A 15,469-nucleotide genomic window follows, 5' to 3' on the forward strand; every position below is an offset into this window, starting at 1 on the left:
GTTTTTATTATGTCTAAAGTTTCCGATATTCTTAAAAGGGATATGAAATTGTTTTACGAGGATTATGATACCGAGGCCAATCTTTCCGACACCACCTCAGATACGGTTCTGGTGTCAGATTTCACAGAGTACAATCCTTTGCACAATGGCCATTATCATTGCATGAAAACAGCAAGGGACATGTTTCCCGACTCATTGTTTGTAGCTATTGTGCCGGGACTTTTCGAGAGAAGCGGAAGGGGAATCCCATATATACTTCCACGTGAAATCAGGGCCGAAATAGCCGTTGACGTCGGAGCGGACATTGTTGTTGAAGGTCCGCCAATGGGAATAATGGGTTCCGGACAGTACTCCCTGTGCCTCTGCAAGACATTCCAGGCACTCAACACTGACTATATTCCGAGGGGATACAAGCCTGTAGAAGGAATTGATGAAATATTGAAAAGAATAAACATGGGCCATCACGTCGCCTCAAAACCCTACAAGATCCAGGACAAGACAACACATGAAACCCTTTTGAAAGGAAAACTTGAAGAGGATAACTATGTAATAACCTCTTTTGCAAACTCCCTAAGCAAGATAGGCTTTGACTACACTGGCAAGTTCATTTTTGTTGAAAGGATAGAGGGCGTCAGCGGAACACTGATTCGTGAAAGCATCCAGAAGGACAATTTCGACAGGGTCACCGGAATGATGCCTGAAAAAACAATTGAAGTGCTTAAAAGGGAAATTACCAACGATTCAATCATCTATGGAATACGCGATGAGGAATCAATATTGGCCACTGCAAATGACTACTCCATGGAAAAGCTGTCAGCATTGAACCTTTTCAACGATAAATTGGCCAAAAGCATTGTTGACAACAGACCATTTGATGACTTGAAGTCACTGGAGGAGTCAATATTGCCGGGATTTTCATCACATTTCCGTCAAAGGGTATTGAGCATTCTTGAAAATCCGATTCCAAAAGAAGTAATTTCCGAATACATTGACAAGTATCCGTCAAATATCAGGGTGTTGGCATATAAAAATAAGGAAAGTTTAGAAAAATTTAAAGAAAAAATAAATAATAAAAATGTTTTAAACTTGCGGTTGAGGAGTTAAAACATTGTTTATTACATTTTGTGGGTTTCCAAGAGCATATATTGCATCAATGAATGTTGGGTATGTTGCATGCAATACGAAGATGTAAACAAGATAGTAGATAACCACTAGAATAACAATTATCAAGATGATTGTTAAAAGAATATCTACAGCACCCATAGGCTCTTTTTCATCCTTATAGTTTAAGTTGTGGATGCTTTCATCTTCATCTTTTTTAGCTCTTCTGCCTCTTCTACCTTTTTTACCTTCTTGTTCTGCTAAAATTTCAGCTCTGATTCTTGCTTCCATTTCTTCAGGGGTTTCAGGTCTTGAAGGTTTTTGTTCAAGAACTGGTTCTTCAGGTCTTGGCTGGTATGGACGTCTGGTTAGGGAACCGAATTCCTCTTCGTCTTTTGCCAATTGTTCACCTAAAGGAACTTCAGCTTCATCAAAGTATAAGTCATCGAGATACTTTTCATATTTGTCTTCTAGTTCAACTCTTGCACTGGTTGGTGCAGGTTCATAAGAGTGATCAGGATAAATAAAATCTTGAGCTTTGTCAACAGGTTGTGTTGCAACTTCAGGTTCATATTCGTTTTGAGCAATTTGTGGTTGAGGCTCTACTTGCACTTGCTGTGCTTCGGAATCACTTATATAGGATGATTCAAGACCTCCGGAATATTCAATATTATCCTTTATGTTGTATGGGGAATCGTCACTAATTTGTTTTATCTCATGAGTAGGTACGATTTCTTCTGCTTGAGGTTCGTAGATGTTTTCCTCAACAGGCTGTTTGTTAAGTCTTGCAGGTTCGCTTCTGACTGGTTCTTTAGCAGCAACGGTTTGAGGTTCTTGTTGAGATTTGTTGTCTATTCCGAGACCTACAATTTTTTCTAGACATTCTTTACAGTATATTTTTCCAGCAATCTCTAATCCGCATTCTTTACAAATTGATTTTCCACATATTGCACATTGATCTGTGCCGTCTCTTTCAGGATGATAATAGCATTCCATAAATTACACTCTCATAACGAATTTAATAATATATAATATAGTTATATATGTTTTTTTTATTTATATAAAAGTTTTCATGATTTTGTTTTGTTAATTATTTTTTCCACTACAATCTCTGAAGCGACCAAATCATCAACGGTTGCTAAAAAACTTCCTAACTTTGAGCTATTGACAGTATATGTAATCTGATTTTCATTTAAATAAGATTCTAGGTAGTTTTCATTGTCAACCTCTAATGAATCAAAAACCAGTTCTGCATCATTTTCAGTATTGTATGTGAAGATAATTTCACCAGTGATTTTCATAAAATATATTATGTTATTGTTATCTAAAATAATTTTGTGGTAAAATATCGAAAATATGGTAACCTTTATTAATGACTTAATTAATATATTTAAGTATTCTATTATATTACGATATAATTTATTATATAGCTATTGTTGGAAAATTACTATTTTTAGCTATTTTTAATTAAAAACATCTTATGTTTATTTCGGAGGAATAATAATGGTTCGTGCTTACACAAGAAAAGAATATATTAGAAAAAACCCAAATTCAAGGATCGTACAATACGATATGGGTAACTTAAAAGAAGAATTTCCAGTATCATTAAGTTTAGCTGTTAAAAAACCAGCTCAAATCAGACACAACTCTTTAGAAGCTGCTAGGGTTGCTTCTAACAGGTTAATGCAAAGGGCTGCAGGAAGAATGGGATACCACTTAAAATTAAGAGTATACCCTCACCAAATCGTAAGGGAAAACCCAATGGCAACCGGTGCAGGTGCGGATAGGGTACAAAGTGGTATGAGAAACGCTTTTGGTAAACCTATTTCAGTTGAAGCTATCGTTAAGAAAAACCAAAGGATTATTACCATTGACTGTAACGCTAAAAACTTTGAAGAAGCTAAAGTCGCACTCAAAAGAGCAGGCATGAAAATGCCAGTTCCATGTAAAATCGTAGTCGACAAAGGCGCAGAATTAATTAAATAATATTATTTAATTAATCTTTTTTTACTCTTTTTTTCATTAACCAATTTTTCATTTACTTTTTTTCAAATTTTTTTTCATTAAATATTTAAACATAGAAAAATAAATTAAAATATAATATTGGCTAATTAGTTTTATGTCAATGTAAGAATATTTTCAATCCAAGAGGTCAATCTCATGTATGTAAAAAAATTTGAGGAATTAGATAAGAATGATATTGGAATTGCTGGAGGAAAAGGAGCTAATTTAGGCGAATTGACTCAAGCAGGTATTCCAGTACCACCAGGTTTTGTTGTAACTGCGCAAGCTTACGAATACTTCATGGAAGAAGCTGGAATTAATGATAAAGTCATGGAAATTCTTGATCAAATTGATGTCAACGACACAAAACAACTTCAGGAAGCTGCTGAAGAAATCAAGAAGATAATCATTGATTCACCTATTCCTGACGATTTGGTAATGTTCATCCGTGAATACTACAACGAACTCTGTCAAAGGGTCGATGAAGACGACACAGATGTTGCAATCAGATCATCCGCTACTGCAGAAGACTTGCCTGAAGCATCATTTGCAGGTCAACAAGATACTTTCCTTCACGTATCTGGTGATGATGAAGTAATCGAATACATTAGGAAATGTTGGGCATCATTATTTGAAGCAAGAGCAATCTTTTATAGGGAAGAAAACAACTTTGAACATTCCAAAGTATACATTGCTGTTGTTGTTCAAAAAATGGCTATTGCAGACAAGGCTGGTGTAATGTTTACAGTAAACCCTTCAACCGGTGAAGAAATTGCATTGATTGAAGGATCATGGGGACTTGGTGAATCAGTTGTATCTGGTGACGTAACCCCTGATAACTATCAAGTTGACAAAAAGAATAACGAAATCATCAATGTTACAATCAGTGACAAAAAAGTCATGTACACAAATGATGAAAACGGTACCAGTGTAAAAGTTGAAGTTCCAGAAGATAAAAGAAAAGAAAGAGTTTTATCTGACGAAGAGCTAATTGAATTGACCGAAATGGGTAAAACAGTTCAAGCTCACTATGGTGAACCAATGGACACTGAATGGGCATTTGAAAAAGACATGTTATTCTTATTACAAGCAAGACCAATCACAACCTTAGGAGACACAGTTGAAGATGCTGAAGATGAAGCTTCCGATTTAGGTGATGTTCTGGTAAGAGGTCTTGGAGCAAGTCCTGGAATGGCATCCGGTAAAGTCAAAATCGTTTTAGACATTGACGAATTGGATAAAATCAAAGATGGAGACATCATGGTTACAACAATGACCACTCCTGACATGGTTCCTGCTATGAAAAGGGCAAGCGGTATTGTAACCGATGAAGGTGGAGTAACCTGCCACGCTTCCATTATTTCCCGTGAACTCGGAATTCCTTGTGTTGTAGGAACAGGTGATGCTACAACAACCTTAAAAGAAAACGATGGTGTTACCTTAGACGGTAAAAAAGGATTAGTATTTGATGGAATCTCTGAAACCAAAGAAGAGCCAGTGGCTGTTGCAGGTGCTGTTGAAGCTGCTCCAATCATCACTGTGACTGAAGTTAAAGCTAATGTAAGTATGCCTGAAGCTGCTGAAAAGGCTGCAGCAACAGGAGCAGATGGTGTTGGACTTTTAAGAACAGAACACTTAATGTTAACCTCAGGTATTCACCCAGGTAAATTCATTGCTGATGGAAGGGAAGATGAATTGATCGATACAATTGCAGACAACGTTCAAATTGTAGCAGATGCATTCTATCCAAAACCAGTATGGTACAGAACCTTAGACGCGCCAACAGATGAATTTATCACATTAGAAGGTGGAGAAAACGAACCTAGAGAACATAACCCAATGCTTGGTTGGAGAGGTATCAGAAGAGAACTAGACCAACCTGAAATCCTCAAATGTGAATTCAAAGCTATTAAAAAGTTACACGAAAAAGGATACACAAACATTGGTATTATGATTCCATTGTCACAAAGTCCTGAAGAGCTTAAAAAAGCAAAAGCACTTTGTTCTGAAGTTGGATTCGAACCTCACAAAGACGTTGACTTCGGTATGATGGTAGAAATTCCGGCAGCTGCAATCATGATTGACGAGTACATTAAAGTTGGTATCGACTTTGTAAGTTTAGGAACCAACGACTTGACTCAATACACTCTTGCAGTTGACAGAAACAACGAGTTTGTAGCAAAACACTACTCAGAAGAACACCCTGCAGTAATGAAACTGATTGAAAGAACAATCAGAAAATGTGCTGAAGCAGGTGTTACCTGCAGTATCTGTGGTCAAGCAGGCAGTGTGCCTCACATTGTTGAAAAACTTGTTGAGTTTGGAATTACAAGCGTATCATCAAATACTGATGCTATTGCTGATGTGAGAAAAACTGTTGCTCGTGCTGAGCAAAAAATTATTCTTGATGCTGCTCGTAAGCGCTTAGAATAATTTTATTCTTTCTTTTTTTTATTTTTATTTTAATTTTAACGTGTTATAGGTTATTTTATGGACGATATACCAATGGATAAACAGGATATTTTAAAGGAATTAGAAGAACTTCATAAGTTGGATTATGATTATGCAGATGGCAGAATCCTCGGTTCAATGTGCACTGAAGCGCATCCATTTGCAAAGGAAGTTTACTGCAAGTTTTTAGACACCAACCTGGGAGATCCTGGACTTTTCAAGGGAACAAAGCAAATTGAACAAAAAGTCGTACAGTCTATTGGTAAGTTGTTATCCCTGGATAATGCTTATGGCAATATTGTAACAGGCGGTACTGAAGCGAATATCATGGCCATACGTGCTGCAAGAAATCATGCACGCAAATACAAGGGAATCGTTAATGGTGAAATAATCATTCCAGATTCTGCTCATTTTTCATTTAAGAAAGCTGCAGACATGCTGAACCTTAAGATTGTAGAGGCAAAATTGGATGATGGCTATAAGATTGATGTCGAATCCGTTAAGCAGGCCATTTCTGATAAGACAGTGGCTATTGTTGCCATTGCCGGAACCACTGAGCTGGGTTTAATAGATCCAATCGAGGAGATTTCAAAAATAGCTCATGAAAACAACATATATTTCCATGTTGATGCTGCATTTGGAGGCTTTTCAATTCCATTTTTAAGGGAGATGGGTTATGATTTGCCGGTATTTGATTTTTCACTTGAGGGGGTTTGCTCAATAACAGTGGATCCTCATAAGATGGGTTTGGCTCCAATTCCTGCTGGTGGAATAATTTTCAGACGTGAGGAATACTTGGATGTGATGGCGGTTGATTCACCATACCTGACTGTCAAGACCCAATCAACTATTGTCGGAACTCGTTTGGGTGCATCATCTGCAGCAACTTATGCTATAATGAAATATTTCGGTAGGGAAGGATATTCAAAATTGGCTAAAACCTTAATGGACAACACTGAGTTTTTTGCTAATGCTTTAAAAGAAATAGGTTATGAAATAATCTGTGAACCTGAACTGAATATCGTTGCATTTAACCATCCGGATATGGATGCTCACACTTTGGCTCAAAAATTAGAAGAATTGGATTGGAAAGTTTCAGTTGCAAAATGTCCAGTTGCAATCAGGGTAGTCTTAATGAATCATATAAAAAGAAAGCATTTAGAAGAATTGTTAGAAGATTTAAAAGAAATATTCTAATCTTCTATGTTTTCAACATACATTAATGGATAGTTTAATTCTTCTATGAATTCAATGCGAATTATTGCCTTAACGTTTTCTACTTTTGTATGGATTTTAACGTCAAGCATGTCACCAGTAAGTGAAGTGTAGTCGAATTCGGTCATTGACTCTTCAAGTTTGTCAAATCTGATTTCAACTTCAACATCCTCGATTGCAGGCTGCAGTTTTAAAGATTCCTCCATGCTTGTTTCCAAACTTTTTTTGGTCTCTTTATTAACTGGAGTTCCCACAAATTGATGGAATAATGCTCCCATACTGATTGCGCCTTCAAATATGGCTCTTTCTCTCGTGGTTATGTTTGAAAAGTATTCTTTATCAACGTCCATTATAATCCTCCGTTTAGGAAATTAATCTTGTCGTATATGATCTCTGATGGTATTGGACTTATGCAGCAGAAGAACAGAACTGCTGATATTATTATCACTGTAGCGAAAATGTATATCCTATTTTCTATCGGATATAGGAATGTGAATATCAATCCAATCACTAGGAATATTGCAGAGATTATCCATGCATTTGACGCCTGAGGGTTGTTTTGGAGAGCTTCAGTGTTTAGCTCATTTATTTGTGACACTTCACCCTGTACGATGAGCCTGTTTTCTGTTGACCCAATTGGGTCGCAAGTGATTAGGTAGGCTGTATTTCCATCTCCTCCACTCAATTGGTAAGTGGCAGGCACGATTTTAGTGTCCACTACTGTATATTGAACTTCCCCGATGCCCGGCCATTCCAATAGGAATGTGTCTCCAATTGAAAGCTCGTTCAACCTTAGGAATGGTGAACCCTGAAGGGTTCTATGGCCGAACAATGCAACATAATTCTGTGTAGGGATGTTTTCCCCTGGATCGCTCAAAACGCCTAGATTTAATGATTCCGTATTAATCTTTTCATCAACACCGATTGATGGGATTATTATCTTGGGAGTGTCGATATTCTGTTCAACAAGTGTCTTTGTTGAGAAATAGTTCACTTCTCCCATTGCATATAATCCGATTATCAGCAAACAGATTATGACAATTATTGTTGAAATTGTAGGGTTTTTCATAATATCTCATTTGTCAAATCTAATATAATACTTTTCTTAATTTTGGTATGTTGAGCTGATTTCTTTCACCATCCAGTCAGGCGCTTCTGATGTTGGGATTGTCAACACTATATCGTCCATGTTGTTCAATACATAATTGACCTTATCCTGAGGTGTTTCAATCAAAAGCATGTACTGTGCATCCAAATCACCCAGATTGATTTGGCGTTCATAGTTTGAAAGCTTAACTCCATAATCCTTAAGCATGTCAAAAGTCTCATTCTCATCATAGCCATTTGCAATGGCTCCCTTTATCATTTCCAAAACGTCTGATGAAAATCCCTTAGTGTTTTCATGGGGATTGGTGTTGTTTCCCTTAACAATCATTTTTGTTTTTGAGTACTCAGAATCGATGTCGCCGTTTTCCTCATATCTCATTATCGAAAGGACTGTGCATCCGCTTATTTCGGGTGAGGTGCTGTTTGAGGTGTAGTTGTCTGCTGTTGAATTGTGGTTGTTGTATATGTCAACGACACTTCCAACGCTTACAAGTCCAGCTCCTGCCTGAAGCCTTGAAATGAGTATTGGCACTGAAACGGTGTTCGGTTCCTCAAACTTGATTTTTGAAAGGATTATGGCATCATTCTCATTTAGGATTTTTGTTGCTTGTGAAATCGGCATGATGGTGTTTTTGCTTTCGTTTTCATAAACGGCCATTGTCCGGTTGTATTTGTCCTGGTTTGTTGCGATTGATTTTTTATGGAAGGATTTCCAATCCTTTGTTGCGGGAGTGAGGATGTTGATTGTTTCTATCTCTTCTGGACTGTGTGCGTCATTGATTTTGCTTTCAAGCATCATTGCATTTGGGGATGTTGTCAATGCTCCTGAGTATAGGTCATGAAGCTCGTTGAGCTTTGTTGTCTTTGCAAGGGACAATTGCTCCTGTGACGGTTCATAGATTATGAAATAATATGCTGAAATTACTAACGTGATTATAATTATTGTTGTAATTATAACTCCGATTTTTCTTTTTTGCTCGTCATCGCTTATGCTGGTTGTTTTTGGAGATAGGTAAACTCCTAATTTGTGATTCAGCTTTTTCAATGGTGATAATTCATCATCCTCTTCTTCTTTTTTGGCAGGTTTTGGAAAGTCTTGTGAAATCTGTCTTCTCAATTCCTGAGTTTCCTCAAAACCTCTTGGTCGTAATGGATCTCGTGGTCGGTCATTCATTTTGATTACTCCTATATTTTCGGTAATGATGGTTAATTTAATTAGTAGGAGTAAGGTGTCTCATCTTTTAATTAAATTAATTATCAGGTAGTATAGACAGAACAGCAGCAATATGATTGCAGGCAGGTTGATGTTGTATATGACCAGTTTCACTTGCAATATCAAAAGCAATATCAGGGCTGCTGATATGGCAATAATCGGGATATTGTCGAATTTAGGATATTGGCGGTTGCACACCATCAGAAGTGATACAACAATACTCAATAACAATGCGACATAAGGATTGAACAATCCGCTTAAATAGAATGTTGCCAATATGAAGGATATTCCAGGGATTGGAAATCCAATGAATCCTTTGGTTTCAATCTTTTCAGCTATCACATTATATCTTGTTAATCTTAAAACGCCACAGATAACAATCAATAAGCTAACCAACAGCACTATTATTTGATAAAAGCCGGGAGTGGTGTTAATGCTGCAATACAGGAATATCGCCGGTGCAACTCCAAATGAAATGGCATCGGATAGGGAATCGATATTTTTTCCAAATCCCCAATCATCCTGTCTGTTTGTTTTTCGTGCTACCCAACCATCAATTGAGTCAAATATGATTGCAATGATCATGAGGATTGCTGCCAGTTCGAGATTTCCATTTATCGAACTTATGATTGACAGGAATCCGGAACACATATTTAGTAGGGATATGATGTCTGATACTGCTATAAAACTTTTCATGTCAGTTTCCATATTACTCATATTTTAACTCCAGTATTACATTTCACATTATCTTTTATTAATGTTGGCTTGCCTTCTGATTCATTTTCCGACAATAATAATCTTTTTAGTATTCATATGTTATTTTTCATTCATATGAAACATTCATATATTTTATTATTTGCTTATTCCCTTATGTAATTTTTGTTTTTCATGTATTGGGGGCTTTATTATTTTAAAAATTATTTTTTCAACAATATTTTTTAAAAAATCCGTTAAAAGATAAAATATATATAATAATATTTTTAATAAATATTAATTGTTAGACTTTAAATAAATGCAGTAAATCTTAAATTTATTGGCTAATTTAAAGGTATTTTCCTTATTTGGCTTAATATTTTTATTTAAATCTGCTATTTATATTGGGGACTAATTTATATTGATAAATCGTGAGTAGTTAAATGATAGAAGATAATATACGTGTTCTTAGACAAGCTGCAAGGATTTCATCCGATGGAACCAATAAAATTGAGAAAAACTGGTGTGTCATTGCAGGGAATGTTGATTTGATTGATGCCATGGCATATAAGGCTATTGCATCCAATCATAACGTTAAAATATTGTTCAGGGAACATGTAATCCTTAAAGAAGGTAAACTTGATAAGAAATTTGATTTTATCATGCTTTATGGAAACACTTTAATCCTTAACGATTTTAAAAATGAGGCTCACAAACGTGGTGGAGCATATATAGAAGTGGCGAAGGAATATCTCAACACTGAACCTAATCTCATGGTGCTTGTTGCTCCTGATGACGTAATCAGGAGAACCGTTACCGTCATTGAGAAATCCAAGATTCCCTTTGCAATAATCAAGGAGTCTCAAACCACTAGTTTCATAGATATTGATATAAATAATGAAGTCAAATTACCTAATTTCATTAAGTCTGCTTTAAAGCCATTCTACAATGCTAATGAAATTGTATTGTCTGCAATTTTAATTTCCGTTGAGAAAGATGGTGATGTTGGAAAAGTTCAAAGTATAGCTACATCTAATAAGATTTTCGTTATCGATTTTAGAGACATTGTAACGGAGGATTAATCATGAATATTTTTGGAAATGATGAAGAAGTACCAGAAACTGAAAACACTAAAGTTATCAGTAATAGTTTAGGAATTGATTTAGGAACTTTAAACACTGTTATTGCAAAACCTTCAGGAGACAAATTTGATTTATACCAAATTCCATCTGTTGTCGCTGTTAAAAAAGATGACCCTGCTGAAGTGTTAGCTGTCGGTGAAGAAGCTAAAAGAATGCTTGGAAGAACTCCTGAAGATATTCTTGCAGTAAGACCTTTGAAAAAAGGAGTTATTGAAAATGTTGTGCAAGCACAAGCATTACTCATTAAAGCAATGCAAATTGGTATCAATGAAGGTGAAACCGTAGGAAGAATCGTTATCGGTATTCCTGGGGACGCATCTGAAGTTGAAAAGAATGCTGCTGAAGAAATCGGTAGAAAAGCGGGTGCACAAAACATTTTAGTAATCAGTGAAGGATTGGCTGCAGCTATTGGTGCAGGATTACCTATTGCAGAACCAAACGGTACCATGGTCATAGACATCGGTGCAGGTTCAACTGATATTGTAATCATTTCCCTCGGTGGTATCAACGATATCGAAACCGTTAGATGTGGTGGAGATGACATCGACAATAAGATTGTTGAAATTGTTGCAGAAAAATACGATGTAGCTATTGGTATTCATGATGCAGAATCCGCTAAAATGGAAGTTGGAATGGTTCACTGTTCAGAACAACTTGAAAACTTAAGTGTTGAAGTTATCGGTAAATCATTAGAAACCAACAGACCTAAGAAAGTAGTCATTGATTCAATGCTCGTTGCAGATGCAGTGGAACCATACATGCAACAAATCGTAGACGGATTAAACGTAATCCTTGAAAGATTATCCCCAGAATTAATGATGGGTGTTTACAACAACTCCGTTGCTGTTGGTGGAAGCTCAAGACTCCGTGGATTGAAAGAAAGAATCTTCGATGAAATCGCTATACCTGTGGAAATTTCAGAAGATCCAATGACTGTTGTAGCAAAAGGTACAGCTATTGTTGCTGCTGAACCATTAGCTTTAGAACCGGAAGTCCGTCTTAGGGCTATGAAATAAATTTATTTTATTTCACTTCTTTTTTTTATTTATTATTTTTACTGATTATTATGGATATTTTAGGCGTTGATGAAGCTGGAAGAGGGTCTGTTTTAGGTCCGCTGGTTATTGCTGGTGTTATTGTTCCTGAAAAAATGGAAAAGGTCCTTGAAAGGATGGGAGTTAAGGATTCCAAAAAGCTGGCTCCACATCGACGTACAATACTGTCCCGTAAATTAAAGAAAATGTTTGATTATGACATTATCGTAATTTCCGCTCGTGAAATTGATGAGATGAGGGCAGACGGCATAAATCTCAATGAGATTGAGAAAAATGCAATGGAAGAGCTCATCATGAGGTTAAAACCTGAAAAGGCTATTGTCGATGCTGTTGACGTTAAAGCAGAACGATTCCAGAATAACCTGCAAAAGGACACTGGATTTGATGTCATTGCAGAGCATAAGGCTGATGATAACTATATTCAGGTCAGTGCCGCATCAATCATTGCCAAGGCCGAAAGGGATGACCAGATTGCTGAAATCAACAAGCAGTTCATTAAGCAAGGCGGAATAGGTTCAGGTTATCCATCCGACCCGACAACAAAAAAGTTTCTGGAAAACTACACTTATGATGAAATGCCGGATTTTGTCAGAAGGTCATGGAACACTGTCGCCAAAATGAGATAGTTCCACTCTTTTTTTTAAAAAATATTTAAGTATTTGAATTTATATAATATTCTTATAAACAATTTTTAAGATAATACTTTAAGAGGATAAAAATGATTGTTGAGTATATTATGCCTTTCATTGATGGAATAATGGACATATTTACTCAAGGGGGAATTATCACTTATATAATTCTTTTCGTTGGTGTTTATGGTCTTATTATTGCATTAAGGAAAATAGCATATCTTAGAAAAATCAGTAAAGTGGATACAACCGAAATCTTTGGTGTTGTAACTGCTTCTATGGAAAGAGGCGGAGCTGTTGAAGCTTTAAAACAAATTAACGGTTTTAAAAATCCTATTTCTAGAATTATTTCAGAAACCTTAAAAATCGGTTATAAGAACAAGACCGAAGTAGAGGAAAGTATGGAGCAAATCTTCATTGTTGAAATGGCTAAAATGACTAAAGGTTTAAGCACCATCAAGACAATCACTGAGCTCGCTCCGTTCTTAGGTTTAATAGGTACTGTTATCGGTATCTGGATGACATTCAAATCATTAGGAGTTCATCCTGACTCTGCAGCAATGGCTGAAGGTATTTACGTTGCTTTGACAACCACAATCATGGGGCTTTTAGTGGCCATTGTGTTGTTGCCAACTTACACTTACATTCAAGGGCTAATTGAAGCGGAAATGGATAAGATTGAGCTTGCTACAAAAATGACCAACTGGGGTTATGCTGTAGTTAAGGTCAGAGTCGATTCTAATGTTGAATGCGCACTTGAAGCACTGCAAGAGGCTGACGGTGTTGTTAATACCAGATTGATTTCAGACCCTTACGCCAACATTAAGGTTTCATTTAAGCCGAGCATGTTGGATAAGAGTATTGCGAATATTATTTTAGAGAAATGTAATGTTAACGCTGAAATTACTGAAAGTAAACTTAAACAATAGGTGATTGGATGGCTATTGATGTTAGAAAACATAAGAAGAAGTTCTTGGACCAAAAGCCAAGTATCAATTTAGTTCCTTTCATTGATATTCTATTCACCATAATGATCTTTTTAGTTGTTACAAGTAATTTTTCAGCTACTGATGTTCAAGCCGATGATGCTGCCCAGGATATAGAGCAAGGCAGCGGAAAACCTAATGTCACTGATGTTTCTGGGGACCAGGAATATTATGTGGTGCCTGTTGCAAACCTTCACAAGGTTACTGTTGACGGCCAAGACCGGTCGGATGCCATTGCAGGCAGTGCCGTAGGTGTTCAGGCAAGAGTTATCGATGAAGGACAAGTTACCATTAAACCTGGTGAGATTGTAATTAAAACACCTCCGGGAATTTCTGTTGACCAAGCGGTTCAACGTCCTGAACTTTAATAATGGGGAATAAAAAATGTATACTGGTAGAATTTTATCAAGTGGAATGAATAGTGATGGTAAACCTTTTGTGGCTTATAGAGTGTCAAGCAGGTCATTTCCAAATAGGAGATGTTTAAAAGCTGATGACAGTGCATCTATTGTTCCAAAGGAAGGTTATGAAAATGACATTTACAAGAGTCCTTATATAGCATACAACAGCATCTGCATTGTAGGAGACATGGCTGTCGTATCAAATGGGTCTCAAACTGATGTTATAGCTGACAAATTGGCTGTGGGAATGAATGTTAGGGACGCCCTTGCATATTCATTGTTAACAATGGATTATGAAAAGGATGACTATAACACTCCAAGAATTGCTGCAGTTGTCGTGCCTGGTGACAATGAGGAGGAATACGATTGTTACGTAGGTATTGTAAACGATAGTAAACTATTGGTTGAACAAGTACCATTTGGAGAAGCAGTATTCATTTCAACTTATGGCAGTCAAGTGCCTGATAAGGTTGAATTTGAAGCTAAAACATCCACAGAGGCTGCAAAATATATTTTTGATGAGGGTGTTTTCGCAGAATATGAAAAACCTGTAACTTCTTGTGCAGCTGTTTTTGATGGAGAATGGACTATTGATGTCTATAATCCATAATTTTTTCTTTTTTTAACTATTTTTAGATGATTATTATGAGTATTGAATTATTTGGCTTAGAGAATATTCCTATTATTGATGGGAATAGTAATATTTCACTTATCATTAAGGATGCTATTGAAAAGCAGGGCTGTAGCTTGAATCATGGAGATATTGTTCTGATTGCTGAAACCCTGATTTCAAAGGCTGAAGAAAACTTTATAAAATTAGATGAATTGACTCCTTCACAAGAGGCAATCGATTTGGCAAACCAATCAGGAAAGGATCCTAAATTGGTCCAGGCAATTCTGGATGAGTCCAATGAAGTTGTTCGTGTAGGTCCTAATTTTGTCATCACTGAAACAAAACATGGTTTTGTCTGCGCCAATGCAGGTATTGACGAGTCAAATGTCGGTGACGGTCTTGCAACTCCTATGCCGCAGGATGCTGATAAGTCTGCAGCCGAAATCCGTGAATTTTTAGAGGATGAGTTCGGAGAAGAGATTGCAGTCATAATCACAGACACCCAAGGCAGAGCTTTCAGATTTGGAGCCATAGGTACTGCTATAGGATGTTCCGGAATTTCACCTATATGGAGAAGGGTTGGTGAAAAGGATTTATACGGTCGTGAATTGGAAACCACTGAAATTGCAACATGCGATGAATTGTCAGCAGCTGCATCCCTGATTATGGGTCAGGCTGATGAGGGACTTCCGGTTGTTGTTATTCGTGGCTTTGACAGTTTTGACACATTAAGAAATGTCGATTCAAACATTAAGTCAGTTTTAATGCCAAAACAGGCTGACGTATTTAGAAAATGAGTGATAATTATGATTACTGTTTTATCTGGAGGAACTGGTACTCCAAAATTGCTTCAAGGAAT

17 protein-coding genes are annotated in these 15,469 nt (G+C 36.6%); 11 read left to right on the forward strand and 6 right to left on the reverse strand.

Annotation, left to right across the window (positions count from 1 at the left end; all coding sequences use genetic code 11):
• Positions 1-9 precede the first annotated feature (9 nt).
• Positions 10-1,104 (forward strand): nucleotidyltransferase family protein, encoded by a 1,095-nt coding sequence (locus E7Z78_RS06300; RefSeq protein ID WP_303724310.1) that lies wholly within the window; start codon positions 10-12, stop codon positions 1,102-1,104.
• Here the strand turns inward: E7Z78_RS06300 and E7Z78_RS06305 are convergent.
• Both E7Z78_RS06305 and E7Z78_RS06310 read right to left on the reverse strand, forming a co-directional pair.
• Positions 1,081-2,097 carry an ATPase gene (locus tag E7Z78_RS06305; protein WP_303724311.1) on the reverse strand — a complete coding sequence of 339 codons (1,017 nt, stop codon included), beginning with the start codon at positions 2,095-2,097 and terminating at the stop codon, positions 1,081-1,083. The two genes, E7Z78_RS06300 and E7Z78_RS06305, sit on opposite strands and share 24 nt — an antisense overlap.
• Positions 2,098-2,171: 74 nt before the next feature.
• Positions 2,172-2,402 carry a KEOPS complex subunit Pcc1 gene (locus tag E7Z78_RS06310; protein ID WP_303724312.1) on the reverse strand — a complete coding sequence of 77 codons (231 nt, stop codon included), beginning with the start codon at positions 2,400-2,402 and terminating at the stop codon, positions 2,172-2,174.
• Positions 2,403-2,604: 202 nt separating this feature from the next.
• Between E7Z78_RS06310 and rplJ the strand changes: the two genes are divergently transcribed.
• The 3 genes from rplJ (at position 2,605) to mfnA (ending at position 6,753) form a co-directional block, all read left to right on the forward strand.
• Entirely contained in the window at positions 2,605-3,087 is a 483-nt protein-coding gene (rplJ, locus tag E7Z78_RS06315) for a 50S ribosomal protein L16 (RefSeq protein ID WP_303724313.1), read from the forward strand.
• A gap of 174 nt (positions 3,088-3,261) precedes the next feature.
• Complete coding sequence (gene ppsA, locus E7Z78_RS06320) at positions 3,262-5,538, forward strand: phosphoenolpyruvate synthase (protein ID WP_303724314.1); 2,277 nt, start codon at positions 3,262-3,264, stop codon at positions 5,536-5,538.
• A gap of 57 nt (positions 5,539-5,595) precedes the next feature.
• Positions 5,596-6,753, forward strand: coding sequence for a tyrosine decarboxylase MfnA (mfnA, locus tag E7Z78_RS06325; protein WP_303724315.1), 1,158 nt, complete (start codon positions 5,596-5,598; stop codon positions 6,751-6,753).
• Here mfnA and E7Z78_RS06330 read toward each other — a convergent pair.
• Genes E7Z78_RS06330 through E7Z78_RS06345 form a run of 4 tightly spaced genes read right to left on the reverse strand, consistent with a single transcriptional unit; the run spans position 6,750 to position 9,808 of the window.
• Positions 6,750-7,121, reverse strand: coding sequence for a dihydroneopterin aldolase family protein (locus E7Z78_RS06330; protein ID WP_303724316.1), 372 nt, complete (start codon positions 7,119-7,121; stop codon positions 6,750-6,752). The genes mfnA and E7Z78_RS06330 overlap by 4 nt on opposite strands.
• The gene (locus E7Z78_RS06335; protein WP_303724317.1) at positions 7,121-7,840 is read right to left on the reverse strand and encodes a sortase; all 720 of its coding nucleotides are present in this window, start codon (positions 7,838-7,840) and stop codon (positions 7,121-7,123) included. The genes E7Z78_RS06330 and E7Z78_RS06335 overlap by 1 nt, the downstream gene beginning before the upstream one ends.
• Before the next feature lie 36 nt (positions 7,841-7,876).
• Positions 7,877-9,052 (reverse strand): DUF515 domain-containing protein, encoded by a 1,176-nt coding sequence (locus tag E7Z78_RS06340; RefSeq protein WP_303724318.1) that lies wholly within the window; start codon positions 9,050-9,052, stop codon positions 7,877-7,879.
• Positions 9,053-9,112: 60 nt separating this feature from the next.
• Entirely contained in the window at positions 9,113-9,808 is a 696-nt protein-coding gene (locus E7Z78_RS06345; protein ID WP_303724319.1) for an archaetidylserine synthase, read from the reverse strand.
• A 419-nt stretch (positions 9,809-10,227) separates the two neighbouring features.
• Here E7Z78_RS06345 and E7Z78_RS06350 point away from each other — a divergent pair, with 419 nt between their 5' ends.
• The 7 genes from E7Z78_RS06350 (at position 10,228) to E7Z78_RS06380 (ending at position 15,407) form a co-directional block, all read left to right on the forward strand.
• Positions 10,228-10,866 (forward strand): hypothetical protein, encoded by a 639-nt coding sequence (locus tag E7Z78_RS06350; protein WP_303724320.1) that lies wholly within the window; start codon positions 10,228-10,230, stop codon positions 10,864-10,866.
• Positions 10,867-10,868: 2 nt separating this feature from the next.
• Positions 10,869-11,942 (forward strand): rod shape-determining protein, encoded by a 1,074-nt coding sequence (locus E7Z78_RS06355; RefSeq protein ID WP_303724321.1) that lies wholly within the window; start codon positions 10,869-10,871, stop codon positions 11,940-11,942.
• Positions 11,943-11,992: 50 nt separating this feature from the next.
• The gene (gene rnhB / locus E7Z78_RS06360) at positions 11,993-12,607 is read left to right on the forward strand and encodes a ribonuclease HII (protein ID WP_303724322.1); all 615 of its coding nucleotides are present in this window, start codon (positions 11,993-11,995) and stop codon (positions 12,605-12,607) included.
• A 92-nt stretch (positions 12,608-12,699) separates the two neighbouring features.
• Positions 12,700-13,539 carry a MotA/TolQ/ExbB proton channel family protein gene (locus tag E7Z78_RS06365; RefSeq protein ID WP_303724323.1) on the forward strand — a complete coding sequence of 280 codons (840 nt, stop codon included), beginning with the start codon at positions 12,700-12,702 and terminating at the stop codon, positions 13,537-13,539.
• A gap of 8 nt (positions 13,540-13,547) precedes the next feature.
• Positions 13,548-13,964 carry a biopolymer transporter ExbD gene (locus tag E7Z78_RS06370; RefSeq protein WP_303724324.1) on the forward strand — a complete coding sequence of 139 codons (417 nt, stop codon included), beginning with the start codon at positions 13,548-13,550 and terminating at the stop codon, positions 13,962-13,964.
• Between the two features lie 16 nt (positions 13,965-13,980).
• Positions 13,981-14,607, forward strand: coding sequence for an IMP cyclohydrolase (locus tag E7Z78_RS06375; RefSeq protein WP_303724325.1), 627 nt, complete (start codon positions 13,981-13,983; stop codon positions 14,605-14,607).
• Positions 14,608-14,633: 26 nt separating this feature from the next.
• On the forward strand, positions 14,634-15,407 hold the full coding sequence (locus tag E7Z78_RS06380; RefSeq protein WP_303724326.1) for a coenzyme F420-0:L-glutamate ligase: 774 nt from the start codon (positions 14,634-14,636) through the stop codon (positions 15,405-15,407).
• Positions 15,408-15,469: the final 62 nt, after the last annotated feature.

The organism is Methanobrevibacter thaueri (genome assembly GCF_015062915.1).
Classification (GTDB): Archaea; Methanobacteriota; Methanobacteria; order Methanobacteriales; family Methanobacteriaceae; genus Methanocatella; species Methanocatella thaueri_B.

Bases quoted from the DNA above. Each gene is read 5' to 3' on its own strand.
- E7Z78_RS06300 (WP_303724310.1), top strand. From the start codon at position 10: ATGTCTAAAGTTTCCGATATTCTTAAAAGGGATATGAAATTGTTTTAC.
- E7Z78_RS06305 (WP_303724311.1), bottom strand. From the start codon at position 2,097: ATGGAATGCTATTATCATCCTGAAAGAGACGGCACAGATCAATGTGCA.
- E7Z78_RS06310 (WP_303724312.1), bottom strand. From the start codon at position 2,402: ATGAAAATCACTGGTGAAATTATCTTCACATACAATACTGAAAATGAT.
- rplJ (WP_303724313.1), top strand. From the start codon at position 2,605: ATGGTTCGTGCTTACACAAGAAAAGAATATATTAGAAAAAACCCAAAT.
- ppsA (WP_303724314.1), top strand. From the start codon at position 3,262: ATGTATGTAAAAAAATTTGAGGAATTAGATAAGAATGATATTGGAATT.
- mfnA (WP_303724315.1), top strand. From the start codon at position 5,596: ATGGACGATATACCAATGGATAAACAGGATATTTTAAAGGAATTAGAA.
- E7Z78_RS06330 (WP_303724316.1), bottom strand. From the start codon at position 7,121: ATGGACGTTGATAAAGAATACTTTTCAAACATAACCACGAGAGAAAGA.
- E7Z78_RS06335 (WP_303724317.1), bottom strand. From the start codon at position 7,840: ATGAAAAACCCTACAATTTCAACAATAATTGTCATAATCTGTTTGCTG.
- E7Z78_RS06340 (WP_303724318.1), bottom strand. From the start codon at position 9,052: ATGAATGACCGACCACGAGATCCATTACGACCAAGAGGTTTTGAGGAA.
- E7Z78_RS06345 (WP_303724319.1), bottom strand. From the start codon at position 9,808: ATGAGTAATATGGAAACTGACATGAAAAGTTTTATAGCAGTATCAGAC.
- E7Z78_RS06350 (WP_303724320.1), top strand. From the start codon at position 10,228: ATGATAGAAGATAATATACGTGTTCTTAGACAAGCTGCAAGGATTTCA.
- E7Z78_RS06355 (WP_303724321.1), top strand. From the start codon at position 10,869: ATGAATATTTTTGGAAATGATGAAGAAGTACCAGAAACTGAAAACACT.
- rnhB (WP_303724322.1), top strand. From the start codon at position 11,993: ATGGATATTTTAGGCGTTGATGAAGCTGGAAGAGGGTCTGTTTTAGGT.
- E7Z78_RS06365 (WP_303724323.1), top strand. From the start codon at position 12,700: ATGATTGTTGAGTATATTATGCCTTTCATTGATGGAATAATGGACATA.
- E7Z78_RS06370 (WP_303724324.1), top strand. From the start codon at position 13,548: ATGGCTATTGATGTTAGAAAACATAAGAAGAAGTTCTTGGACCAAAAG.
- E7Z78_RS06375 (WP_303724325.1), top strand. From the start codon at position 13,981: ATGTATACTGGTAGAATTTTATCAAGTGGAATGAATAGTGATGGTAAA.
- E7Z78_RS06380 (WP_303724326.1), top strand. From the start codon at position 14,634: ATGATTATTATGAGTATTGAATTATTTGGCTTAGAGAATATTCCTATT.